Raw genomic sequence first — 23,812 nt, 5'->3', positions numbered from 1 at the left:
GAATCAATGCTTTTTTTGCAGAACGGCCGCAAAAAAGCCGTCGGTGTGCGTCTTGTGCGGCAAAAACAGCGTACCATAGCCGGTATCCACCGTGCCGGGGTAGGCAAGCGGCGGGGCAGCCAGTGTGAAATCGGGGTTGGCTGCCAGGAATTTTTGCACCTGACGCTCGTTTTCGTCCCGATTGACTGTACAGGTAGAATACACCAAACGCCCGTTTTCAGCAAGGGAATCTGCCCCGTTTTGCAGGATTTTTTGCTGGGTTTGGAGCAAATTCTCCATACCTGCCAAATCTTTGCAGCGAATATCCGGTTTTTTGGCTATGACACCAAGACCCGAACACGGTACATCGCACAAAACACGGTCAAACACACCCCACTGCGGGCGGGGCACGGCGGCATCGTTTTGTACGGCCTCGGCGCAGTGTACGCCGCAGCGGTCAAACGCCTTGCGCAAAAGCGAGACACGCCCTGCCACAAACTCGCCGCTGATCAGCTGCCCTTTGTCCTGCATGCACTGCGCCAGCGTCAGGCTTTTGCCGCCCGGCGCGGCACACAGATCCAGCACCTTTTGCCCCGGCTGTGCCTGCACACAGAGCGCCGCATACTGGCTGGCCAGCCCCTGCACATGGTAAAGACCCTCGGCAAAGGCTTTTGTCGCCGCCGGGGAGCCGCTGAATTTCGTCAGCAGGCAGTGTTCCCACGGCCCGTGCGTGACATCGCAGCCCTCGCTTTGCAGGCGCGCGGTGAGCGCCGCATCGGTGGTTTTTAAGGTATTGACCCGCACGGCGGCGGCAGGCTTTTCAAAAAAGGACGCTGCCATGGCAAATGCTTCGTCGCCGTACTGGCTGTACAAGAGCGCCGCCACGGGCGCGGAAAGACAGTAGTAGATTTGCAGCCGCTGCAGCGGGTCGGCAAAATCGCTCTCGCTGACAGGCTGCGCGGCGGCGCGGCGCAAGACCGCGTTGACCATACCGGCGGCGCTGGTTTTGCCAAACGCCTTGGTCAGCTTGACGCTCTCGTTCACCGCTGCCGAGACCGGCACCTGCATGAACCGCGCCTGCGCCAGCCCTGCGCGCAAGATCGCACGCACCGGTGCATCCAGCTTTGCCAGCGGCTTTTTGAGGAACTGCCCCAGCAGGTAGTCCAGCAGGGGCATACGCTCCACCGCCGTGTAGAAGATGCCCGCCGCAAAGGCGGCATCGCGTGGGGACAGTGGCGGGGTGCATTTTTTCAGCTCGGCGTCCAGCACCAGGTTGGCGTAGCCCGCCTGTTCCTGATGCAAAAGCGCCTGCACCGCCAGACGGCGGGGCGTCACAGGCAGTCCCCCGTTTTCAGGCGGCGGCCTGCCGCCCAGGCGGTACCCGCCATCGGCTTGCCGCCCTCGGGCGTAACGCTGAGCAGGGCCACCGCGCCGTTTTGTGCCGCCACCGTCAGCGGCTTCAACGCCAGCACGGTGCCGGGCGCGGCGTTCTGCGGGTTTTCTGCCAGGCGGCACTCGCTGACCTTGATGCGCTTGCCGTCCTGCTCAAACCAGGCGGTGGGCCACGGGTTCATACCGCGCACCCAGTTGTGGATGTGGGCGGCGTCCTCGGTAAAGGCAAAGCGGGCCGTGTCCTTGGACAGCGGCGGCGCCAGTGTTGCCTTGCTGTGGTCCTGCGGCACGGGGGTAAGCTGCCCTGCCTCGATCTTTGCCAGCGCATCGACCAGCGTCTTAGCACCCACGGCGCTGACACGGTCAAACAATTCGCCGCTGGTTTCCTCGGGGTCGATGGCGACCGGCTCGACCATCAGCACATCGCCGGTGTCAAGCCCCTCGTCCAGCTGCATAATGGAAACACCGGTCTCGGCATCGCCGTTCAGCACCGCCCATTGGATGGGTGCCGAGCCGCGGTACTTGGGCAGCAGCGAAACGTGCAGGTTGATGCAGCCGTACTTGGCGGTATGCAGCAGCTGCGGCGGAATGATGCAGCCATACGCCACCACCACGATGATGTCGGGTGCCAGCTGCTCAATCAGCGCGTCGGACGAACCGTCGCGCAGCGTGCGGGGCTGGTAGACCGGTATGTCGTGCTGCTGCGCCAGCTGCTTGACCGGGGGCGCGGTCAGAATCTGCTTGCGCCCCACGGGCTTGTCGCGGCGGGTAAACACGGCGCACACCTCATGCCCGGCCCCCAGCAGGGCGGCCAGGCTGTCGGCGGCGATATCGGGTGTGCCCATAAAAAGGATGCGCATAGAATCAGTCCTCTTTTTCTTCGGGGTAGTCGTCCTCATAGAAATGCTCTGCCAGATCCATGATGGTGATGCCGTCCAGGTGGTTGTTCTCGTGCTGGATGCAGCGGGCAAGCATATCGTCGGCCTCCATCTCGAACCATTCCCCGTGGCGGTCCTGTGCCTTGACCTTGACGTGCTTGGAGCGGGAAATCGCGCCGTTGTGGCCGGGGAAGGACAGGCAGCCCTCGTACAGCTCGACCTTTTCGTCGCTCAGCTCCAGAATTTCGGGGTTGATGAACTCGATAAACTTGTACTCGTAGTTGGCGGGTACTTCCTCGGGCATGTCGCGGTCATCCAGGCAGATGAACAGGCGGCGCATCATGCCCACCTGCGGGCCTGCCAGACCCAAGCCGTTGGCGTCGATGAGAGTTTCTTTCATATCGTCGAGCAAAATGCCCAGACGGTCGTCAAATTTGGTTACGGGGCGGCAAACCTTCTTCAAAATCGGGTCGCCGTCCTGCACGATAGTACGCAGTGCCATAAATAGTTTCCTCCTGAATTAAATATCTCCGTCAGAGTTGAAGTCCAAAATCACCGATGCCTTGGCGGGGAGCTTTTCCTTGTCGTAGGCATCCAGTGTCTGCCGCATCACGGCGTGGAACTGTGCGTCGTTGCGGCATTTCAGGGTCAGCTTGTAGCGGTATTTGCTGTTGAGCATCACAATGTTCATGGGCGCAGGGCCGAGGATGCGCAGCGGCATTTTGGGGGTCCTAGCGGCGGTTTCGCCCAGCAGTTGGCCAAACCGCACGGCGGCGGCCAATACCTCCTGCTCCTTGTCCCCCACAAAGCCCACCACGCAGAACGCGCAGAACGGCGGGTACAGCCCGAATTTGCGGAAGGTGATCTCCTCGCGGTAGAACGCCTCGTAATCCTGCGCGGCGGCCAGCTGCAAAACGGGGTGGTCGGGTACGGTGGTTTGGATCAGCGCCCGTCCGGGGATATCGGCGCGCCCGCCCCGCCCGATGACCTGCGTGACCAGGCTGAACACGCTTTCATACGCGCGGAACCCCTGCCCGAACAGCAGCGAGTCGATGCCCAGAACACCCACCAGCGAGACCCTTTCAAAGTCCAGCCCTTTGGCGACCATCTGCGTACCCAGTAGGATATCGTAGTCGTGCCGCGCAAACTGTGCCAGCATCGTTTCGTGGGAGTTCTTTTTGGTGGTGGAGTCCTGATCCATCCGCAAAATGCGCGCGGCGGGCAGCAGACGGGCAAGTTCTTCCTCCACCTTTTGGGTGCCGAACCCGCTGTATGCCAGCTTGCCGCCGCAGTCGGGGCAAAGGGTGGGCGCAGGCTGCACGGTGTGCCCGCAATGGTGGCACATCAGCGCCTGTTGGGGCTTATGGTAGACCAGCGGCACGCTGCAATGGGGACATTTCAGCACATGGCCGCAGGCGGTACACATGGCCACCGTGCGGTAGCCGCGCCGGTTCAGCAGCAGGATGCTCTGTTCCCCGTTGTCGAGGTTTTTTTGCAGCTCCTGCGCCAGCCGCCCGCTGACCTCGCGCGGGTTGCCCGCCGCCAGTTCGGCGCGCATATCGACGAAATCCACCTGCGGCAGCGGCTTGCCGCCGTAGCGGTGTTTTAGCTGTACCAGCTGCAGGCGGCCGCTTTGCGCGGCGTGGTAGGTTTCCGTAAGCGGCGTGGCAGACGCGAACAACAGCAGGGAATTTTCCATCGCAGCGCGCTTTTTGGCGATGTCGTGGGCATCGTAGCGCGGGGCGGACTCGCTTTGGTAGGTGTGCTCCTGCTCCTCGTCCATGATGATCAGCCCGACATTTTGCAGCGGCGCAAACACCGCGCTGCGGGTGCCCACCACGATATCGGCGTTCCCCTGCTGGATGCGCCGCCACTGCAGAAGGCGCTCGGTGTTGTTGAGCGCCGAGTGCTGCACAGCCAGCCGACTGCCGAAGGTGGATTTCAAGCGGCGGATCATCTGCGGTGTTAAGCTGATCTCCGGCACAAGCACCAGCGCCTTGCGCCCCAATTCCAGCGTGCGCTCGATGAGCTTCAGGAAAACCACCGTCTTGCCGCTGCCCGTGACCCCGTGCAGCAGCGCCGCATGGGGCTGCGCGTCCTCCAATTTCGGCAGCAGCTCCCAAAAAACGGCCTGCTGCTCCGGCGAAAGGGTGATGGGCTTGGGGTCAAAGGGAATGTCGGCAAACAGGTCGATTTCCTTGTCCTGCTCACTGACGGTAAGCACGCCCTTTTTGCAAAGGGTGTCCAGCGTTGACTTGGAGATGCCCACCTCGTCCAGCCGGCGGGCCGTCAGGGGGCCTTGGCGCAGCGCCTGTACCGCCGCAAGCTGGCGCGGGCCTGGTTTGGGGGCGGCGGGCAGTTCACCGGCCAGGGTGTACAGCCGCTCGGTGGAACGGCTCAGCCTGCTTTGCATGACGGGGCGGCCGTTCTCCGTGGCCGGGCGGTACTGCGCACCGTAGGGTATGACCGCCTTGACCGCCTCAAACCAGGTGCAGAAGGTGCGCTCCTTCAAGAAACGCACCAATTCCATCAGGTCGGGGGTCAGGCGGGCTTCCTCGGGCGCGGCATCCAGCAGAGTTTTCAGCTTGTCGGGCGCGTCCTCGACCTCCTGCACGTCTAAAACGACGGCCATACGCGGTTTATTGCCGCGTCCGAAGGGCACCAGCACCATGCTGCCGGGCCAGATCCTGCCCACCAGACGGGGCGGCACACAGTAGGAATACAGCCTGTCAAAATGGATGTTGGCATCATTTACGGCCGCCTGGGCAACTTGCAGGCTCATTCCTCGGCGCCGTGCTTCAGCTTGAACTGAATGATGGAATACAGGCCGTCGGCACAGGCCTCGACCTGATTGTTGACGATATGCTCGTCATAGTTGACCGAGTTGGCAATTTCGGTCTCGGCGCGCTGCAGGCGGCGGCGGATGGTTTCCTCGCTCTCGGTGCCGCGGCTGCGCAGGCGGCGCTCCAGCTCCTCCATATCGGGGGGCAGCACAAAGATGGTGGTGGCACCGGGGTAGATCTTTTTGATGTTGCCCGCGCCCTCGACCTCGATGACCAAAATCACCGGGATGCCCAGCGCCATACGCCCCTCGATCTCGCTGCGCAGTGTGCCGTAGTAGTTGCCGCAATACTGCGTATGCTCGACAATCTGGTCGTTGGCAAGGTGGTTCTCAAAGTCCGCCGTGGTCATAAAGTGGTAGTTGATGCCGTCCTTCTCACCCTCGCGCGGGGTGCGGGTGGTGGCGGAAACGGTGTGCTGGATCTCCGGGTGCTTTTTCAAAAGACTGGCCACCACGGTGTCCTTGCCGGTGCCGGACGGGCCGGACACGACAAACAGGTATTTTTCGCCTTTCATACGTTCTTTTCCTCTTCTTCCTGGGCAAAACGGCCGGTCAGACTTTCCAGCGCGATGCCCGATAATATCACATGATCCGAGTCCATAATCAGAACAGCCTGGGTGCGCCGCCCGTAAGATGCATCGATGAGTGCGCCCTTTTCGCGGGCGTCCTGCACCAGACGCTTGATGGGGGCTGAATCCGGGCTGACGATGCCGATGACGCGGTCGCCGTTGACCATGTTGCCAAAGCCGATGTTGATGAGTTTCATGGCGGCTCCTTACTCGATGTTCTGGATCTGCTCACGGATCTTTTCGATCTCGGATTTCAGTTCAACGACCAGACGGGTGATGGCAACGTCCTGGCATTTGGAGCCGATGGTGTTGGATTCGCGGTTCAGCTCCTGCGTCAGGAAGTCCAGCTTGCGTCCCACCGGCTCATCCAGCGCCAGAATTTCGCGGTACTGCGCCACATGGCTGTGCAGACGCACGGTTTCCTCATCAATGGCGGTCTTGTCGGCAAAGATGGCGGCCTCGGTCACAAGGCGGCTTTCGTCAATGCTGCGGTCGCCCAGCAGCTCCTGCAGGCGGGCGTACAATTTGTCGCTGTATGCCTGTACGCGGCCCGCACTTCCCTGCTCGATCTTGGCAACCAATTCCTCGATCGTGTCCAGACGCCCTGCCACGTCCGCCTTGAGCTTTTCGCCCTCGACGGCGCGCATCGCCACAAAGGCATCAACTGCCTGCAACGCCACGCTCTGCACGTCCTGCCACAGCTCGTCCTCGTTGGTGGGGGCGGCCGTCTGGGTCAAAACTTCGGGAAAACGGGCGATCATGCCCGCTGTGACGTCGTTTTTCAGGTCCATTTTCTCAATCAGGGAATCCAGCGCGGCGCGGTAGCCCTGCGCCAGCGACCAGTTGACCGACACAACCGTGTCCGCCGCCGTGACCGTCTGGATGGACAGGCTCAATTCCACCTTGCCGCGGCTGACCTTGGCAGCCACCAGTTTTTTGAGCTTGTCCTCCAAAAATGCGCAGGAGCGCGGCAGACGGGAGGAATACTCAAAAAAACGCGCATTGACGCTGCGCAGCTCTACTTTGATATCACGGCCATGCAGCAAAGCCCCTGCGCGGCCGTAACCGGTCATACTTAAAACCATACGCCTTACACCTCGGTATCATATTCGGCAGCTCTGCCGCCGGGCACACATATATATCATATATTTTACTATTTTTCACCGCAAGATGCAAGCAAAAAGGGCGTTCTTTTACAGCTTGGACACAAAAAAGCCGCCCCTGCCCTGCGGCAGAGGCGGCAAATGCTTTTACAGATCAAACGGGGTGGGATTTGTTCTCGTAGTCGGCGTGCAGTGCATCGACACCCTGCAGGCGGGCGTTGCGCTTTTCAAAGAACTTGGGCGCAACCTGCGGGAACATGGCGTAGGTCAGCACGTCCTCCTCCTGGATGGCGTACTTGGCGGCCTCGGCCTTCAGCTTCTCCATCTCAGGCTCCAGCGTGTCGGCAAAGCGGCAGGTGATCGGCTGCTCGCCCTTGAGGATAAAGTCGCTGAATTCCTTCTTGATGGGGGCGGGCGTCTTGCCGTAATCGCCGTGAACCAGACCCTTGAACTCCTTGGTGACCATCTTGTAGCGCTCGCCCATGATCACGTTGAACACGGCCTGCGTACCGACGATCTGGCTGGTCGGGGTGACCAGCGGCGGGTAACCGGCATCCTCGCGAACGCGGGGGATCTCCTCCAGAACGTCCTGGAGCTTGTCCTCCTTGCCGGCGTCCTTCAACTGCTTGAGCATGTTGGAGAACATGCCGCCGGGAACCTGATACAGCAGGGTGTTGGCGTCAACACCCAGGGACTTCTGGTTGATCTGACCGTTGGCGATGTACTTCTCGCGCAGCTTGTTGAAGTAAGCGCGCACGACATTGAGCTGGTTCAGATCCAGACCGGTGTCGTAATCGGTACCCTGCAGGGCAGCGACCAGACTCTCGGTCGGCATGTGGGAGGTGCCCAGAGCCAAGGGGCTCATGGCGGTGTCGACGATGTCGGCACCGGCCTCGATGCCCTTCAGGATGGACATGGAGGCAAGACCGGCGGTGTAGTGGCTGTGGATGTCCACGGGGATGCTGACGGTCTTTTTCAGCTCGCTGACCAGCTCAGAGCAGGTGTAGGGCTTGAGCAGACCGGCCATATCCTTGATGCAGATGGAGTCAGCGCCCATCTCCTCCAGGGTCTTGGCGTACTGGGCAAAGTACTCGTTATTGTGGACAGGGCTTAAGGTGTAGCTGATGCATGCCTGAACATGAGCACCCTCTTTGTTGGCGGACTTGATGGCAGTCTGCAGGTTGCGGGGGTCGTTCAGGGCGTCGAAAATACGGATAACGTCAATGCCGTTGGCGACAGACTTCTTGACAAAGTACTCGACAGCGTCGTCAGCGTAGGGACGGTAGCCCAGCATGTTCTGGCCGCGGAACAGCATCTGCAGCTTCTGGTGGGGCAGCTCCTTGCGCAGGATGCGCAGACGCTCCCACGGGTCTTCGTCCAGGAAACGGATGCAGGAGTCAAACGTTGCGCCGCCCCAGCACTCTACGGAGAAGTAAGGGATCTTGTCCATTTCAGGCAGGATGGGACGCATTTCGTCCATCGTCATACGGGTGGCCAGCAGAGACTGGTGGGCATCGCGCAGAACGACCTCAGTAATCTTGATGGGTTTCTTAGCCAATGTCATTCACCCCGTCTTTCTCAGTTCATGGTGCAGAGCAGGTCGCCGGAGTTGACCACGTCGCCCTTGCGAACGTTGACACTTGCAATGGTGCCATCCTGGGGAGCGCTGATCTCGTTCTCCATCTTCATGGCTTCGAGGATCAGCAGGGTGTCGCCGGCCTTGACGGAGTCGCCCGGCTTGACCTTGACATCCAGAATGTTGCCCGGCATGGGGGCATTGACGGAAACAGCACCGGCAGCACCGGCGGGGGCAGCGGCGGGAGCCGGAGCCGCAGCGGGTGCGGGGGCAGCGGCAGGAGCGGCGGCGGGGGCAGCAGCGGCCACGGGGGCGCCGGTGCCTTCCTCAACGGTGACATTATAAGCAACGCCGTTTACGGTAACGATCAGGTTTTTCATAGGAATATCCTCCTTAAATCAGCGGGTTGATTTTTACAGCGTGATGTTGCCGTGCTTCTTGGCAAGGCGGACGGCGCGCTTGCTGGCCAGCATATCCAGCGCCTGCACAACGGCGGCGCGGGCATCGGCGGCGTTCACAGCCAGATCGGCGGCACCGTTCTTGACGGCGGCGTCGGCGCTGCAAACGTCCTTGGCGTAGGCGGCAGCCTTCGCCTTGGTGGCGTTCACGATATTGTCGGAAGCAAAGATCTCGTCCTTGTACAGAACGGTGACAGCGGCTTCGGGTGCCAGGGGTGCCACGGTGCAGCCATTGACGGCAACGCGCCAGTCAGCGCTGGCGGCAAAAACGGTGTAGGCAGCGCCCACGGCATTGCCCGCCAGCACAGCCACCTTGACGGTGGTAGCCTCGGCGTAGACACCTGCCATACGGGCAGCCTGACGGATGCCGCCGGCCTGATCGTCACCCTCGCTCTTGACAAAGCCTTCGGTGTTGACGACGGTGATTACGGGGATGCTGTATGCATCGCACAGGCGCACAAAGCGGGCAGCCTTGGCGGTGCACTTGTGGCACAGGGCAGCCTTTTCGGTGGCGACGATGCCCACGGTGCTGCCGTTGACGGTAGCCAGCGCGGTGACAATGTTCTTGCCGTAGCCCTCGTACAGGGTGACGGCGGTGCCCTCATCGGCCAGAGCCTTGACGGCATCGGCGGCGGTGTAGGCGGCGGTGTTCAGCGCAGCGGCGGGGGCGGCGAAGTCGAACAGCGCGGGGCCGGCCAGGTTGTTGGCGGGCATCAGGGCGACGATCTCGGCAGCCTTCTTGGCAGCCTCGACGGCGTCGGCGGCGGTGGCGGCAGCCACACCGGCCTTGGCGGCAAAGGCGGCGGAGCCGGCACCTGCGAGCTTATCCTCGGCATTGAAGGGCGCGTTGAGGAACAGCTCGGCGTCCTCGGCCATAATGCACAGGTCAGCGGCGGCGGCGTTGATGGCGTTGGTGCCGGCGCAGGTGCCGGTGACAACGGCGATCTGGGGCACAACGCCGGACACGCGGGCGATCTCGGCGGTCAGGCGGGCGTTGGCGTTGAGCAGCTCCAGACCGCCCTCCAGCTTAGCGCCGACAGAGTCGTAGAAGGTCACGACCGGCGCACCGGTCTGTGCGGCCATTTCCAGCACGCGGATATTTTTTTCGATGTCCTGCACGCCCACAGCGCTGCCATCCTCAAAAACGGCGTAGGTGCTCTGGCCGTTGGCGCTGCCGAAAGCTGCACTTACGGCACCGTCCGTAAACAGCGGAGAGTAGACACCGCCGTCAAAAAATGCTGCAAGGATCTCTGCCTTGCCGGGCTTATTTGCTGCCATACAGTTTCCTCCCTATGGTAAAAGCGGCAGACGCTATAACCTTGTTACAAAAATCTGCCATATACAACGATTATACTACTTTGTGTAAAAATAGACAAGAGAATTTCTTGCATTTTTCAGGTTTTTTGCCAAATTTTTGCCGTCAGTTTTCCTTGGTGGGCAGCGGGCCGGGGCGGCGGGGTGCCGCCTTGGCGCTGCCGCCGGATTTCTGCGCGGCGTTGCGCAGGGCGCTGACCTCGCTCTTTTTCAGCTCGCGGTACTCGCCGGGCTGCAGCATACCGAGCTTGACGGGGCCTTGCGCGGTGCGCTTGAGGCGCACGACCTGCAGCCCCACGGCGCTGCACATACGGCGGATCTGGCGGTTGCGCCCCTCGTGCAGGGTAATTTCCAGCACGGTGCGGCCCGGCTCATCGGTGACAACGTGGATCACGCAGGGCTGGGTCTTGACGCCGTCGTCCAGCACGATGCCGCTGGACATGGCGATGATCTGTTCCTCGGTGGCGCGGGGGTTGACGGTAACGCGGTACAGCTTGCCCACGCCGCCGGACGGGTGGGTCAGCAGGTTGATGAACGCGCCGTCATCGCTGAGCAGCAAAAGACCCTCGCTGTCCTTATCCAGGCGGCCCACCGGGCGCAGCATGGCGGGCACGTCCGCCACAAGATCCATAACGGTCTTGCGGCCGCGGTCGTCGCTGCGGGTGGTCAAAAAGCCGCGGGGCTTGTGCAGCATGATATAGGTGTACTGGCGCTTGCGCACGATGCGCTGGGTCTTGCCGTCGATGGACACCTTGTCAAAATCGGGGTCCATCTTGTCGCCCAGACCCACGGGGTGGCCGTTGACCTTGACCTTGCCGGCGGCGATCAGGCGCTCGGCCTCACGGCGGGAGCAGATGCCCTGATCTGCCAATACTTTTTGGATGCGTTGTTCTGCCATCATTTACTCCTTGTTGTCCTGCGCGGGGGCGGGTTTTTCTTTTTTGATCAGTGCGGTGACCTTGTCCACCAGTTCGGGCAGCGACGCCACGACGTTATCGACGGCCGTAACCTTGTCGATCAGCTGCACGGTGCGCACATTGCCGTCAGAAATGACGAGAAATGCCACCGGCGTTACCGACACACCGGCGCCGCTGCCGCCGCCGAACATCTGCTTGCTCGACTGGGGGCCGACATCCGACCCGCCGGAGGCAAAGCCGAAGGTCACCTTGGAGACGGGAATGATGGTGGTTTTTTCGTCGGGGTGGATAGGCTCACCGATGATGGTGCTTGTGTCCACCATTTCACGAATTTTGTCGATGGTAACGCCCATCATACCCTGAATAGGATGCTCTGCCATAGTAGATTCCTCCTTATATCAACATGTTTCTTGTTTTTGAGGCTGCCAGAGGGGTTCTTTGTATAAACGCCGTGCGAAACGCAGCGCCAGCCACAGCAAAACGGCGGCGCAGGAACGCACCTGCAAAGAGATACAGCGGTTTGCCTTTTGCTGCCCTGTAAAATCGGGTTCCAGGCGCAGGCTGTCCGCCTGTACCCGCACCGATTGCTGCAGCAGCGCCCACGCGGTGTTCAGCGCCCCCAGCAGCGCGCCGTAGCTTACGGCGGTGGCGGCGGCATCCTGCCCCGTGACCGTCCAGAAAACCGTTACATGGTCAAGGCGCAGGCTTTTGGCAAGCCCCCTGCCCAGCCAGCCCAGATGCCCGAAGGCGCATTTTACAAACGCAACCGGGTCCCTTTGCAGCAGCGCAAGGGCGGCGTCAAGACGCGCCCCGATGCCGAACGGCAGCCCCCCAGCTTGGGGTTTCGGCTCCGGCTTTGCCTGTGCCTTGGCGGCAGGTTTCGTCTCCGGCGGCTGCTTTGGGGGCGGCTGGGGCTTGTCCGCCTTTTGCGTATTCTGCGCGGGTTCCGCCTCGGTTGCGGACGGCGGGTTTGGTTTTTCCGCGGCGGGCGGGTTTTCTTTGGGTGTTTCGGGTGCGGGGCTTGGCGTTTGCTGCGGTGCACTTTTGGGCGGGTACAGTGTGAAGTGCAGCATCGCATACCGCGCCTGCACCTGCCAGCGTCCCGCCTTGTATCGGATATCCAGCCCCAGCGGCAGCAGCAGCGCCGCCAGCAGCAAGAGCAGCAAAAGCAACAGCACAGCGCCCAAAATTTTAAGGATCACCAACAGTATCGTCACGGGCTGTCACTTCCATTCCAGCTGTTCTGCCTCGGCGTCGGGGTCAGGGTCGGGTTCGGGGGTGTCCTCCCCCACCTCGCCGTGTAGCGGCGGCAGATCGGCCAGGCTGCCCAGCCCGAATACCCGCAGGAAGGTGTCGGTGACCTGAAATGCCACCGGCTTGCCCGGCAGGTCCAGACGCCCGGCTTCCTCGATCAGACCTTTTTCCAGCAGCTTCGCCACCGTACCGGAGGAATCCACGCCGCGCACCTGCTCAATAAAGCTGCGGGACACCGGCTGGTTGTAGGCGATGACCGCCAGCACCTCCAGCGCGGCGGGCGAAAGCGGGGCATTGCGGCGGGTGTCCAGAATTCGCTTGACCAGTTCGCCGTAGTACGGGCGGGTGGTCATCTGCCAGCGGTCGGGGGCAAAATACAAAAGGGCAAGGCCGCTTTCCTGCTCGTCATAGCGCTGCTGCAAGCGCTGCAAAAGCGCCTCGGTCTGCGCTTTTTCGAGGCGCAGGGCATCGGCCAGGCGGGCGGTTTCCACCGGCTCGGCGTGGGCAAACAGCATGGCTTCCAGTGCGCCCAGATGTTGGTTCTCATTCATGGGTGGGGTTCTCCTTTCTGCGGCGGTGGGTGCGGTCTAAATTCAGCCCGCCGTCGTCGGCCACCTGCACACGCCCTGCGCGGATCAGCTCCAGCAGTGCCAAAAAGGTGGCCACGTTGGTGCTGCGGCTTTCCTCGGCGCTGAATAGCTGCCCCATCTTGTGCAGCGAGCCTTTCAGCAGTCCGCGCAGCATGTGCGATACACGGCTGGCCACCGACACAAACGGCGCGGTGACCAGCGGCTCAAAGCGTTCCTGCGTGGGCTTGCGCTTGCGGGTGCCGCGTCCCATCAGACCGAACCACGCCTGCACCAGCTTGTAGGGGTCGTGCGGGCGGGTGTACTCTGCCGCGCCGACCAGCGGCATCGGCTCGCGCACAAAGGTGGTAATATCCCGCGCACGGCCGCCCAGCTGGGCGGCGACCTCCTTGCAGGCGCTGTACTCAATCAAGCGCCCGGTCAGCTCGGCTTTCATGCGCTCGGCCTCGGGGCTGCGGGGCAGAAGCAGCGCGCTTTTCATCTGGACAAGATGCGCCGCCATATCAATGAACTCGCTGGCGATGTCCATACGGTCCTGCTGCAGGGTGCGGATTGCCTCGGTATATTGGTCGATGAGGGTCATCAGGTTGATGTCGTAGAGGTTCATCTTATTTTTGCCGACCAGATACAGCAGCATATCCAGCGGGCCTTCAAAATCCTCTATCTTAAACGTTAATGCCTCTTGCAAAATAACCCCCGATTGTATCTACAAAGTTGGTTGCGTCTACCAGCCCGCCCCACAAAAAGTTGACCACCGCCGCCAGCGGGCGGTCCAATAGACCTGTAAAGGTCAGAAACAGCATGGCCAGCATGATATAGCGCTCGTACTGCATGACGCGGAAGTACAGCCGCTGCGGCAAAAACAGCAGCACGACCCGGCTGCCGTCAAAGGGCGGCAGCGGCATCAGGTTGAACGCCGCCAGGCTTAAATTCATCACGATCATATAATAAAGGAACATCATCGCCACGGGCAGGGTTTGCTGCCAGCCCGCCCAATAGCCGATGCGGTACAAAACCATACTCAGCCACGCCAGCAGCAGGTTGGACGCGGGACCCGCCGCAGCGGAAACCGCCATGCCCACCTTGGGGTTGCGGAAGTTGGCTGCGTTGATGCCCACAGGCTTGGCCCAGCCGACGCCGCCCACCAACATACACACTGCGCCGACGGGGTCCAGATGATGCAGCGGGTTCAGCGAGATGCGCCCCTGCCGCTTGGCGGTATCGTCCCCCAGCCAGTGGCTGACCAGCGCGTGCGCCGACTCGTGAAACGGCAGCGCGATGAGCACCACCATGGCCCGCAGAAGGTACTGCAAAACCATTGTCGGAGAGAGTAACCCGTTCAGAACAAACACCGCCCCATTAAAATATACTGTTCCTATTATAGCGTAAAAGCGCGTCAAACACAAGTCCCGCAGCGGCAGCAAGCCGCACTTTTTGCCCCTGTGCGCTGCTGCGCCAAAAAATTTTGCAAAAAAGTTGAAATTTTAGGCCAAGGGGGCTTGCAATCCGTCAAATTATCAGGTATAATAGTACAGCTATTGAAAAGGAGGTGCAAGCAATTATGGCCAAATGTTCTTGCTGTGATAAGGGCGTTTCTTTCGGCATTCAGGTTTCTCACTCTCATCGTCGGAGCAACCGTACCTGGAACCCCAACGTCAAGCGTGTGAAGGCAATCGTGGACGGTTCCCCGAAGTATATCTACGCCTGCACCCGCTGCCTGCGCTCTGGTAAAGTTACCCGCGCGGTCTGATTGGAAAGAAAAAATGCCGGTCACATCGTGTGACCGGCTTTTTCTCTTTTATACTGTACTGTTTTTTGAGAGGGGTTATTGTTATGCTGCCGCAGGACCCTGTGATCCTTTTAAGCTATGTAAACACCCAACTGCGGGATCGCTGCCCCGCGCTGGATGCCCTGTGTGAACAGGAAAACGCCGACAAGGCCACCCTGTGCGCCAAATTGGCGGAGATCGGCTACGAGTACGACGCCGAGCATAATCAGTTTGTGTAAGGGAAGTTTCAACCGTTATGAATTTTGTTTTTGTCAGCCCCCATTTTCCCCGTACCTATTGGAATTTTTGCGACCGCCTGCACCGCAACGGCGTAAACGTTCTGGGTATCGGGGATGCTTCTTTTGATGAGATTCCGTGGGAGTTAAAGCACTGCCTGACCGAATATTACCGGGTCAACGATCTGGGCAGCTACGATGAGATGCTGCGCGCGATGGCGTATTTTACCTTCCACTACGGCAAGATCGACTGGGTGGAATCCAACAACGAATACTGGCTGGAAATGGACGCCCAGATGCGCACCGATTTTAACATCAATTCCGGCGCCAAAAACGATTTTATCGAGCGCATCAAGTACAAAAGCCGCATGAAGGAAAGCTACATCGCCGCCGGGGTGCCGGTGGCACGCCACCATATGGTCAGCACGCTTGCGGCGGCACGGGCTTTTATTAAGGAGGTCGGCTACCCTGTCATCGTAAAGCCGGACAACGGCTGCGGGGCAGAGGCGACCTACAAGCTGAAAAACTTTGCCGAGCTGAAAGCATTTTACGCAAAACCCCACGCCGTGCCCTATATTATGGAGGAATTTATCAACGGCACCATCGTCAGCTTTGACGGCGTGGCAGACAGCCACTGTGTGCCGCTGTTTTACACCAGCAACGTATTCCCCACCCCGCTGCTGGATATCGTGAGCAGCAACGGAGACTTGTGCTACTGGACGCAGAAAAAGGTGCCCGCCGCCTTAAAGGACGTGGGCTTTCGCACCATCAAGGCGTTCGGCGCCAAGAGTCGGTTTTTCCACTGCGAGTTTTTCCAGCTGAATGAGGACAAGCCGGGTCTTGGCAAAAAGGGCGATTACGTCGCGCTGGAGGTCAATATGCGCCCCGCCGGCGGCTACACCCCCGATATGATCAACTTTGCCAACTCGGTGGACTGTTACCAGATTTGGGCGGACATGGTATGCTATGACGAGGTGCGCAATCTTGATTTGAACGGACCGAAGTATTTTTGCGTATACGCTGCCCGCCGCGACTGCCACATGTACAAGCACAGCCACCAGCAGATCATGAACCGCTACGGCAGCCGCATCAAAATGTATGAGCGTCTGCCCGAAGCCCTGCGGCTGGACATGGGCGATATGATGTACACCGCCGTGGTCAAATCCACCGCCGAGCGCGATGCGTTTATCCGGTATGTGCAGGAAGTAAAGTAAGAGAAAACGGCTGCGCCCCGCAAAGGGGTGCAGCCGTTTTTGTTTGTAAGTCTAAAATCAGGCATCGCCCAGCGTCATCTGCAGGAAATAGACCCACTGCTTTTCCCACCAGTACCAGTCGTGCGAAACATCGGTACCCCAGATGTCCACAAAGGGGTGGATGTCCTTGCTTTCGAGAATGGCCTGCAATTCCCTGGTGGAGGCAAGCAGATCCTCCTCCCACTGTCCCTGACCGCAGCAGAGAATAAACTTGTCCGCTTTGGCGAACAGCTTTTTGTAGGGGTGATTTTCCGGGAAATTGCGCATGTAATCGCAGGGGGAATTGCGGTAGACGAGGTCATCCATGTAATCGCCGAAGAACATCCCGGAGGAATACAGCCCGCTGAGGGCAATAGTGCCGTTAAATAAATCCGGACGGCGCAGGAAGAAGTTCACGGCATGACCGCCGCCCATGCTGGCGCCGCCCACCAGCACCTGCCCGGTGTGGTCGGGGCCCTGCTCGCGGTTGATCTCCAGCAAGCGGGGGGTCAGCTCCTCGCAGACATAGTTGTACCAGCGCTCCTGCATCTCAATGCGCGGGCGGCAGGGGCCGTGGTTGTCCCAGCTTTCAGGGTCGATGCTGTCCGCCGTGATGATCTGCAGCTTGCCCGCGTCGATCCACGGCGCGGCAAGGTTGCACATATTGCGATCCTCCCAGTCATAAAAGCGCCCGCTCTGGCAGGGGAAAATCAAAATCGGGCGTCCGGCGTGGCCGTAGACCTTAAACTCCATAAAACGGTTCAAAAACCGGCTGTATTCTTTGTAGTAGCGGATCTGCATGGCAGTTCCCTCCTCCGTTTATTTGTAGAAAAAGCGCTTGTTCAGGCTCAGGACCCCCACCATCGCGTGCATAAAGCCGCTTTCGGAGGTTTTGAACACCCAGTAATACAAAACCGCAAAGACCTCGCGCAGGTAGCAGGGCAGCAGACTGCGCGGCGGGGTGCGGGCAGGCAGCGCCGCCGCATGGGTAAAGCCCGCTTTTTCGGCGTAGCGCCCTGCGCGGTAGCAGTGAAACGCATTGCTAACATAGACGATGGGCGTAGTTTCGCTGACGCCGTACCCGCGCAGGATATCCAGCGAAAACTCGAAGTTTTCCTCTGTGGAGGTGGACTTGGTTTCCGCCAGAACGCGGGCGGGGTCTATCCCCTTTTGGATCAGATAGTCCCGCATGGCGGTACCCTCTGCCACAGTCTCGTCGCGCCCTTGCCCGCCGCTGGTGACGATGAGCAGTTCAGGGTGCTGCTCGGCGTAGGCATACGCCGCATCCAGCCGCATCCGCAGAAGGGTGCTGGGCTTATCCTTGCGAAGCCCTGCGCCCAGCACGATCATGACCTGTTCCTGCCCTGTGGGGCGGTCGGCATAACCGCTGATTGCCAGAAAGCCGATGATGCCCGCCTGCACGGCAAGCCCGGCGCACAACAGCACCAGCACGACCCTGCCTGCCCCGTGGGAGAACCAGACGTTCAGCGGCTTGCGGAATACCGCGTACCCCGCCACCGCCGCCGCCAGCAGCCACACCAGCAGGTTGCCCATATTAAAGTTGCTGGTAAATGCCAGCCCCACGGCGTACACAGCCAAGGCGAGCGCCAGAAAATTCAGCAGTACAACGCCCATTTTACTTGGCAATTTCATCGTACACCCCACAGCCTGCGGGGCAATAGTCCACGCCCAGCGCCTTGCAGACGGTGTCGGCAATGGTGGCGAAGCTGTACCGGGTATGCAGGTTGACGCCGGGGCGGACCTCGTCGCCGTAGATCAGCAGCGGCACATACTCGCGGGTGTGGTCGGTGGTCTTGGTGTAGCCGGGGTCGCAGCCGTGGTCGGCGGTGATCATCAGGATATCGCCGGGGCGCATTTTGCCCATAAAGCCGGGCAGCCAGTCGTTGAACTCGGCAGCGGCGGCGGCGTAGCCCGCAATGTCGCGGCGGTGGCCGTACAGCATATCAAAGTCCACCAGATTGACAAAGGCAAGCCCCTCAAAGTCGCGGTCTGCCAGCGCCAGCGTGACCTGCAGCCCCTCGGTATTGCCGGCGGTGCGGATGGTTTCGCCAATGCCTTTGCCCGCAAAAATATCGTAAATTTTGCCCACGCCGATGGTCTGTTTGCCGGCAGCCTGCAAAGCGTCCAGCATGGTGTCATGCGGCGGGACAAGGCTGTAATCGTGGCGGCGGGCGGTGCGGGTAAAGTTGGCGGCGCAGTCCCCCACAAAGGGGCGGGCGATGACGCGCCCCACGCCGTATTTGCCCACCAGCAGCTCGCGGGCGGCGGCGCAAATTTCATACAGCTTTTCCACGGGAACCAGCGCCTCGTTGGCGGCGATCTGGAACACACTGTCGGCGGAGGTGTAGACGATCAGCGCACCGGTTTTCATGTGCTCCTCGCCGTAGTCGCGGATGACGTCCGTGCCGGAATAGGGCTTGTTGCACAGCACCTTGTAGCCGGTCTTGGCGGTAAAGGCGTCCAGCAGCTCCCGGGGGAAGCCGTTCGGGAAGGTGGGCAGCGGCTCGGCGCTGAGCAGCCCCGCAATTTCCCAATGCCCGATGGTGGTGTCCTTGCCGGCGCTGGCTTCGCGCAGGCGGGCAAAGCTGCCCAAGGGTGCGGCGGCGGGGGTGCCGCCCTGTACGCCGTCGATGTTGAATAGTCCCAGCTCGGCAAGGTGTTCGCCCTTGAAGGCGGGGTGGGCGGCGATGCTGCCCAGCGTGTTGGTGCCGGCATCCCCGAACGCGGCGGCGTCCGGCTCGGCGCCGATGCCGAAGCTGTCGAGAACGATCAGGAAAACTCGTTTTGCCATAGTGGTTTCTCCTTACTTCGATGCAGTGGGTATATTTGATTGTATTATACCCGAAACGCAGAAAAAAGTAAAGTATGCACACAAAACACCCCCGCCGGGCGGGCGAACCGTCCTGCGGGGGTGGCGTGTCAGATGCGGGTGTCCAGACGCTTTACATAGGTGTCGTGGAACTGTTGGAAGGTGCCGTTGTCCAGCGCCTCGCGGATGCGCTCCATGAGGTGGTTGTAGAAATACAGGTTGTGCATGACCGCCAGACGCATACCGAGAATTTCGTCCGCCTTTTGCAGGTGGCGGATATAGGCGCGGCTGAAATTGCGGCAGACCGGGCAGTCGCAGTGAGGGTCAATGGGCGACTCGTCGCGCTCATATTTCAGGTTCTTGATGTTGATGATGCCGTCCCAGGTGAACAGGTGGCCGTGGCGGGCATTGCGGCTGGGCATAACGCAGTCGAACAGATCGACGCCGCGGTAGACGCCCTCAATGATATTGCCGGGCGTGCCCACGCCCATCAGGTAGCGGATCTTGTCCTTGGGGGCAAAAGGCTCGACAGCGGAAATGATATCATACATCACCTCGGCAGGCTCGCCCACGGCCAGGCCGCCGATGGCGTAGCCGTCCAGGTCGTACTCGGCGATCTGCTTCATATGCTCCACGCGCAGATCAGCAAAGGTGCAGCCCTGATTGATGCCGAACAAAAGCTGGTCAGGGTTGACCGCCTTTTCCTCATGCTTGAGGCGCGCCATCTCGTCCTTGCAGCGCAGCAGCCAGCGTGCGGTGCGCGCACAGCTGTTTTTGGCGTACTCGTAGGTGGCGGGATTTTCGACGCACTCGTCAAACGCCATGGCGATGGTGGAGCCGAGGTTGGCCTGGATCTGCATACTCTGCTCGGGTCCCATAAAGATGCGGTGACCGTCGAGGTGGGAGTTGAAGGTCACGCCCTCCTCGGTGATCTGGCGCAGCTTGGCCAGGCTGAACACCTGAAACCCGCCGCTGTCGGTCAAAATGGGACCGTCCCACTTGGTGAACTTGTGCAGCCCGCCCATATCGGCCACCAGCTTGTCGCCGGGGCGCAGATGCAGGTGGTAGGTGTTGCACAGCATGACCTGTGCGCGGATGTCCTTTAGATCCAGCGCCGAAAGCCCGCCCTTGATGGCAGCGGCGGTGGCAACGTTCTGGAAGGCGGGGGTCTGCACGGTACCGTGTACCGTAGTAAATTCGCCGCGGCGGGCGGTACCCTCCTGTTTGATAAGGCGGTAAGGCATGGGGCAAACTCCTTTCTGGGTCGTGTCAGCGGATGAACATAGCATCGCCGAAGCTGAAGAAGCGGTATTTTTGCTCCACAGCCACCTTGTAGGCAGCCATGGTCTTGTCGTAGCCGTAGAAGGCGGCAATCAGCATGATCAGCGTGCTTTCGGGCAGGTGGAAGTTGGTGATCAGCCCGTCGATGGCGTGCAGCTCAATGCCGGGGTAGATAAAGATGCTGGTGTTGCCGCTGCAGGGTACGATCTTGCCGTACTTTGCCCAGACGGATTCCAGCGTGCGGCAGCTGGTCGTACCCACGGCAATGACGCGATGCCCGGCGGCGCGGGTCTCGTTGATGAGCTTTGCCGTTTCCTCGCTGACGCTGTACCACTCGCTGTGCATCTGATGCGCCTCGACGGTTTCCTCGCTGACGGGGCGGAAGGTACCCAGCCCGACGTGCAGGGTGACCTCCGCCACTTTTACGCCGCGCGAGCGGATGGTATCCAGCAGCTGCGGGGTAAAATGCAGCCCTGCCGTGGGGGCGGCGGCGCTGCCCAGCTCCTTGGCGTAGACGGTCTGGTACTGGCTTTGATCCTCCAGCTGCTTGGTGATGTAGGGCGGCAGCGGCATTTTGCCGAACTCGTCCAGCTTTTCGTACAGCGTTTCGGTGTCATATTGAAAGGTCACATATTTGTTGCCGTCGGGCAGGGTTTCGTCCACGGTGGCGGTCAGGCTGCCGTCCCCGAATGCCACCCTGGTACCCACCTGCATACGCTTGCCGGGGCGGGCCAGACACTCCCAGGTATCCCCTTTTATCTGCCGCAGCAGCAGCAGCTCGCAAACCGCGCCCGTGGGCACCTTGGTACCCATCAGGCGGGCGGGCAGGACCTTGGAGTTATTGACCACCAGCAGGTCGCCCTTTTCCAGATAATGGGGCAGCTCGTGAAAGACCGAGTGCAGGATCTTGTCGCTCTTGCGGTCCAGCACCATCAGGCGGGCGGCATCGCGCGGCTCGGCGGGTTCCTGCGCAATAAGTTCTTTGGGCAGGTCGTACCAAAAATCTTTTTTTAACATGATTTTCTTTCCTTTAGTCTTTTTGTCAATACCGCATACTTCCCGCCTTACGGCTTAAGCACCGCTCCGGCGGCTGCGGCACGGCATCTGCGTTGCCAAAATGCTCGATAAGACATCCAGTATTATCTGCGCTTTTGGCTTAGCAGCTGCCGCACCTCGCTCGCCGTATCGGCACTTAGAAATATGCGGTATTGCCTTGACATTCCCTTGCGGGGATACTATAATAAACCCAAGCACAGAGGTGCGGGACGCATCAGTAGCCTGTTCTGCAAGCCCTGCCAAGGGCATAGGATAGGCAAAAGGGCGTTTCGCCGAAGGCGGTATGCGGCACATACCGACCTGGGTCCGCGGTCGAACAGACGCGGGACTGTCACGCCCAAAAGGCGTGTTGCGCTGTGTGGTTATGCAATATGATATTATATTGCATTTTGTGCCGGTTTTCAACCGGTTTTTTTATTATCTATGCAAATTTGGTGGCAAAACCGTTGTTTTTGCATAGAGTGGGATGAGAAAGGTAGGTAAAGGAACAATGAAACAGTACAATGTAGGTGTCATCGGCGCAACCGGTATGGTAGGGCAGCGTTTTGTAACCCTGCTGGAAAACCACCCCTGGTTCCGCCTGACCGCTGTGGCAGCCAGCGCCCGCAGCGCCGGCAAGACCTATGAGGAGGCTGTGGGCAGCCGCTGGCTGATGCAGACCCCCATGCCCGAACAGGCGAAAAAGCTGGTGGTGCTGGACGCCGCCAACGTGGCAGAGGTCGCCGCCAAGGTGGACTTTGTCTTTTGCGCCGTCAATATGAAAAAAGAGGAGATCAAAGCGCTGGAGGAAGCCTACGCCAAGGCAGAATGCCCCGTGGTTTCCAACAACAGCGCCCACCGCTTTACCCCCGATGTGCCGATGGTCGTGCCGGAGATCAACGCCGACCACATCGACATCATCCCCGCCCAGCGCCAGCGTCTTGGCACCAAGCGCGGCTTTATTGCCGTAAAGTCCAACTGCAGCCTGCAGAGCTATGTCCCCGCCCTGCACCCGCTGCGCAAGTATGACATCACCGACGTGCTGGTCTGCACCTATCAGGCAATTTCCGGCGCGGGCAAGACCTTTGAAACCTTCCCCGATATTCTGGATAACGTCATCCCCTACATCGGCGGCGAGGAAGAGAAGAGCGAGCAGGAGCCGCTGAAGCTGTGGGGTCACATCGAGGGCGACAAGATCGTCTGCGCCGATGGTCCGCGCTTTACCGCGCAGTGCCTGCGCGTGCCGGTGTCCGACGGGCATATGGGCGCTGTCTTTGTGCGCTTTGCCCATAAGCCCTCCAAGGAGGAAATTCTGGAAGCATGGAAAACCTTCCGCGGTCCTGCCCAGGAGCTGGCACTGCCCAGCGCCCCCAAGCAGTTCCTGCATTATTTTGAGGAAAACGACCGCCCGCAGCCCAAGCTGGACCGTATGCTGGAAAACGGTATGGCGGTCAGCATCGGACGCCTGCGCGAGGATACCCAGTACGATTACAAGTTTGTCTGCCTTTCCCACAATACGCTGCGCGGCGCTGCCGGCGGCGGTGTGCTGCTGGCCGAGCTGCTGGCAGCCAAGGGCTATTTTGACTGATTTTTGAAGGAGTGTTCCCTATGAAGAAGCCCGTTTTTACCGGCGCCGCCGTGGCGATCATCACCCCCATGCGTGCCGACGGCAGCGTGGATTTTGAGGAGCTGGGGCGCATCATTGACGACCAGATCGACAACGGCACCGATGCCATTGTCATCTGCGGCACCACCGGCGAGTCCCCCACCATGACGGATGAGGAGCATACCGCGTGCATCCGCTACGCCGTCAAAAAGACCGCCGGGCGGGTTCCTGTCATTGCGGGCACCGGCTCCAACGATACCAAGTACGCCGTCTGGCTCAGCCGTCAGGCGCAGGCGGACGGCGCCGACGCCCTGCTGCTGGTCACCCCCTACTACAACAAAACCAGCCAGGCCGGTCTGATTGCCCACTACACCGCCATTGCGGATGCCGTGGACCTGCCCTGCATTTTGTACAATGTCCCCAGCCGCACCGGCTGCAACCTGACCGCCGCAAGCCTTAAACAGCTTGCCAAGCACCCCAACATCAACGCGGTGAAGGAGGCCAGCGGCAACATCAGCCAGGTGGCGGAGATCGCCGCAGCCTGCGGGGAGGAGCTGAACATCTACTCCGGCAACGATGACCAGATCGTCCCGCTGCTGGCGCTGGGCGGCAAGGGCGTGATCAGCGTGTTGTCCAACGTGGCGCCGCGCTACACCCATGACATCTGCGCCAAGTGGTTTGCGGGCGATACCGCCGGCAGCCTTGCGATGCAGCTGGCCGCCCTGCCGCTGTGCAAGGCGCTGTTTGCCGATGTAAACCCCATCCCGGTCAAGTGGGCGATGAACCGCCTTGGCTGGCACGCCGGGGCTTGCCGCCTGCCGCTGGTCGACCCGAATGAAGCCGTGCAGGCACAGCTGGACAGCGCCCTGCGTGCGTTCGGTTTGCTGTCATAAACCCTTCAGCCCGCAGGTACGCCGCGGGCTGATTTTGTAAAACACGAAAGGAATTTTCCGAT

At 60.4% G+C, this 23,812-nt stretch carries 26 protein-coding genes and 1 riboswitch; of the genes, 5 read left to right on the top strand and 21 right to left on the bottom strand.

Annotated features, from left to right (window positions below; translation table 11 throughout):
• Positions 1-3: 3 nt before the first annotated feature.
• The 16 genes from rsmB to Q0I19_RS03465 form a co-directional block, all read right to left on the bottom strand.
• Positions 4-1,314 carry a 16S rRNA (cytosine(967)-C(5))-methyltransferase RsmB gene (rsmB, locus tag Q0I19_RS03540; protein ID WP_294758959.1) on the bottom strand — a complete coding sequence of 437 codons (1,311 nt, stop codon included), beginning with the start codon at positions 1,312-1,314 and terminating at the stop codon, positions 4-6.
• Positions 1,311-2,231 (bottom strand): methionyl-tRNA formyltransferase, encoded by a 921-nt coding sequence (fmt, locus tag Q0I19_RS03535; RefSeq protein WP_294758961.1) that lies wholly within the window; start codon positions 2,229-2,231, stop codon positions 1,311-1,313. Before fmt ends, rsmB begins: the two co-directional genes overlap by 4 nt.
• A 4-nt stretch (positions 2,232-2,235) precedes the next feature.
• Complete coding sequence (gene def, locus Q0I19_RS03530) at positions 2,236-2,751, bottom strand: peptide deformylase (RefSeq protein WP_294758963.1); 516 nt, start codon at positions 2,749-2,751, stop codon at positions 2,236-2,238.
• Between the two features lie 18 nt (positions 2,752-2,769).
• Positions 2,770-5,031, bottom strand: a complete 2,262-nt coding sequence (gene priA / locus Q0I19_RS03525) for a primosomal protein N' (RefSeq protein ID WP_294758965.1) — start codon at positions 5,029-5,031, stop codon at positions 2,770-2,772.
• Positions 5,028-5,606 (bottom strand): guanylate kinase, encoded by a 579-nt coding sequence (gene gmk, locus Q0I19_RS03520; RefSeq protein ID WP_294758967.1) that lies wholly within the window; start codon positions 5,604-5,606, stop codon positions 5,028-5,030. The genes priA and gmk overlap by 4 nt, the downstream gene beginning before the upstream one ends.
• Entirely contained in the window at positions 5,603-5,857 is a 255-nt protein-coding gene (locus Q0I19_RS03515) for a DUF370 domain-containing protein (RefSeq protein ID WP_294758969.1), read from the bottom strand. The genes gmk and Q0I19_RS03515 overlap by 4 nt, the downstream gene beginning before the upstream one ends.
• Before the next feature lie 9 nt (positions 5,858-5,866).
• Positions 5,867-6,745 (bottom strand): YicC/YloC family endoribonuclease, encoded by an 879-nt coding sequence (locus Q0I19_RS03510; protein WP_294758972.1) that lies wholly within the window; start codon positions 6,743-6,745, stop codon positions 5,867-5,869.
• Positions 6,746-6,917: 172 nt separating this feature from the next.
• Positions 6,918-8,321, bottom strand: coding sequence for an oxaloacetate decarboxylase subunit alpha (locus Q0I19_RS03505; protein ID WP_294758976.1), 1,404 nt, complete (start codon positions 8,319-8,321; stop codon positions 6,918-6,920).
• Between the two features lie 20 nt (positions 8,322-8,341).
• A complete protein-coding gene (locus tag Q0I19_RS03500) occupies positions 8,342-8,719 on the bottom strand; it encodes a biotin/lipoyl-containing protein (protein ID WP_294758980.1) in 378 nt (125 codons plus the stop codon).
• A gap of 33 nt (positions 8,720-8,752) precedes the next feature.
• Positions 8,753-10,075 (bottom strand): carboxyl transferase domain-containing protein, encoded by a 1,323-nt coding sequence (locus tag Q0I19_RS03495; protein ID WP_294758983.1) that lies wholly within the window; start codon positions 10,073-10,075, stop codon positions 8,753-8,755.
• A 142-nt stretch (positions 10,076-10,217) separates the two neighbouring features.
• Positions 10,218-11,009 (bottom strand): pseudouridine synthase, encoded by a 792-nt coding sequence (locus tag Q0I19_RS03490; RefSeq protein ID WP_294758986.1) that lies wholly within the window; start codon positions 11,007-11,009, stop codon positions 10,218-10,220.
• Positions 11,010-11,012: 3 nt separating this feature from the next.
• Positions 11,013-11,408 carry a GerW family sporulation protein gene (ytfJ, locus tag Q0I19_RS03485; protein ID WP_294758989.1) on the bottom strand — a complete coding sequence of 132 codons (396 nt, stop codon included), beginning with the start codon at positions 11,406-11,408 and terminating at the stop codon, positions 11,013-11,015.
• Positions 11,409-11,426: 18 nt separating this feature from the next.
• On the bottom strand, positions 11,427-12,245 hold the full coding sequence (locus tag Q0I19_RS03480; protein WP_294758992.1) for a hypothetical protein: 819 nt from the start codon (positions 12,243-12,245) through the stop codon (positions 11,427-11,429).
• A gap of 6 nt (positions 12,246-12,251) precedes the next feature.
• On the bottom strand, positions 12,252-12,833 hold the full coding sequence (gene scpB, locus Q0I19_RS03475; protein ID WP_294758994.1) for an SMC-Scp complex subunit ScpB: 582 nt from the start codon (positions 12,831-12,833) through the stop codon (positions 12,252-12,254).
• On the bottom strand, positions 12,826-13,557 hold the full coding sequence (locus Q0I19_RS03470; protein ID WP_294758996.1) for a segregation/condensation protein A: 732 nt from the start codon (positions 13,555-13,557) through the stop codon (positions 12,826-12,828). Before Q0I19_RS03470 ends, scpB begins: the two co-directional genes overlap by 8 nt.
• Positions 13,535-14,188, bottom strand: coding sequence for a site-2 protease family protein (locus Q0I19_RS03465; RefSeq protein WP_294758999.1), 654 nt, complete (start codon positions 14,186-14,188; stop codon positions 13,535-13,537). The genes Q0I19_RS03470 and Q0I19_RS03465 overlap by 23 nt, the downstream gene beginning before the upstream one ends.
• 242 nt (positions 14,189-14,430) lie before the next feature.
• Between Q0I19_RS03465 and rpmB the strand changes: the two genes are divergently transcribed.
• The 3 genes from rpmB to Q0I19_RS03450 all read left to right on the top strand — a co-directional run bounded on the left by rpmB (position 14,431) and on the right by Q0I19_RS03450 (position 16,087).
• Positions 14,431-14,619 carry a 50S ribosomal protein L28 gene (gene rpmB / locus Q0I19_RS03460; protein ID WP_294759002.1) on the top strand — a complete coding sequence of 63 codons (189 nt, stop codon included), beginning with the start codon at positions 14,431-14,433 and terminating at the stop codon, positions 14,617-14,619.
• A gap of 83 nt (positions 14,620-14,702) precedes the next feature.
• Positions 14,703-14,876, top strand: coding sequence for a DUF4250 domain-containing protein (locus Q0I19_RS03455; protein ID WP_294759005.1), 174 nt, complete (start codon positions 14,703-14,705; stop codon positions 14,874-14,876).
• 17 nt (positions 14,877-14,893) lie between these two features.
• On the top strand, positions 14,894-16,087 hold the full coding sequence (locus tag Q0I19_RS03450; RefSeq protein ID WP_294759006.1) for an ATP-grasp domain-containing protein: 1,194 nt from the start codon (positions 14,894-14,896) through the stop codon (positions 16,085-16,087).
• 57 nt (positions 16,088-16,144) lie between these two features.
• Here the strand turns inward: Q0I19_RS03450 and Q0I19_RS03445 are convergent, their stop codons facing one another.
• The 5 genes from Q0I19_RS03445 to queA form a co-directional block, all read right to left on the bottom strand.
• Positions 16,145-16,906 carry an alpha/beta hydrolase-fold protein gene (locus tag Q0I19_RS03445; RefSeq protein WP_294759008.1) on the bottom strand — a complete coding sequence of 254 codons (762 nt, stop codon included), beginning with the start codon at positions 16,904-16,906 and terminating at the stop codon, positions 16,145-16,147.
• Between the two features lie 18 nt (positions 16,907-16,924).
• A complete protein-coding gene (locus Q0I19_RS03440; protein ID WP_294759011.1) occupies positions 16,925-17,758 on the bottom strand; it encodes a YdcF family protein in 834 nt (277 codons plus the stop codon).
• Positions 17,742-18,917: a phosphopentomutase gene (locus tag Q0I19_RS03435; protein WP_294759013.1), complete on the bottom strand. Its 1,176-nt coding sequence runs from the start codon at positions 18,915-18,917 to the stop codon at positions 17,742-17,744. Before Q0I19_RS03435 ends, Q0I19_RS03440 begins: the two co-directional genes overlap by 17 nt.
• 128 nt (positions 18,918-19,045) lie before the next feature.
• Complete coding sequence (gene tgt / locus Q0I19_RS03430; RefSeq protein WP_294759014.1) at positions 19,046-20,179, bottom strand: tRNA guanosine(34) transglycosylase Tgt; 1,134 nt, start codon at positions 20,177-20,179, stop codon at positions 19,046-19,048.
• Between the two features lie 25 nt (positions 20,180-20,204).
• A complete protein-coding gene (gene queA, locus Q0I19_RS03425; protein WP_294759015.1) occupies positions 20,205-21,233 on the bottom strand; it encodes a tRNA preQ1(34) S-adenosylmethionine ribosyltransferase-isomerase QueA in 1,029 nt (342 codons plus the stop codon).
• A gap of 228 nt (positions 21,234-21,461) precedes the next feature.
• Positions 21,462-21,637, top strand: a riboswitch (Lysine riboswitch).
• A 125-nt stretch (positions 21,638-21,762) separates the two neighbouring features.
• Between queA and asd the strand changes: the two genes are divergently transcribed.
• Together asd and dapA are read left to right on the top strand one after the other, a co-directional pair.
• Positions 21,763-22,839, top strand: coding sequence for an aspartate-semialdehyde dehydrogenase (gene asd / locus Q0I19_RS03420; protein ID WP_294759017.1), 1,077 nt, complete (start codon positions 21,763-21,765; stop codon positions 22,837-22,839).
• A gap of 20 nt (positions 22,840-22,859) precedes the next feature.
• A complete protein-coding gene (gene dapA / locus Q0I19_RS03415; protein ID WP_294759019.1) occupies positions 22,860-23,750 on the top strand; it encodes a 4-hydroxy-tetrahydrodipicolinate synthase in 891 nt (296 codons plus the stop codon).
• Positions 23,751-23,812: the final 62 nt, after the last annotated feature.

The sequence above is a fragment of the uncultured Gemmiger sp. genome (genome assembly GCF_934561205.1).
Taxonomy (GTDB): domain Bacteria; phylum Bacillota; class Clostridia; order Oscillospirales; family Ruminococcaceae; genus Gemmiger.
Note: the sequence above shows the minus strand (reverse complement) of the source record. Positions and strands in the feature narration are given on the sequence as shown.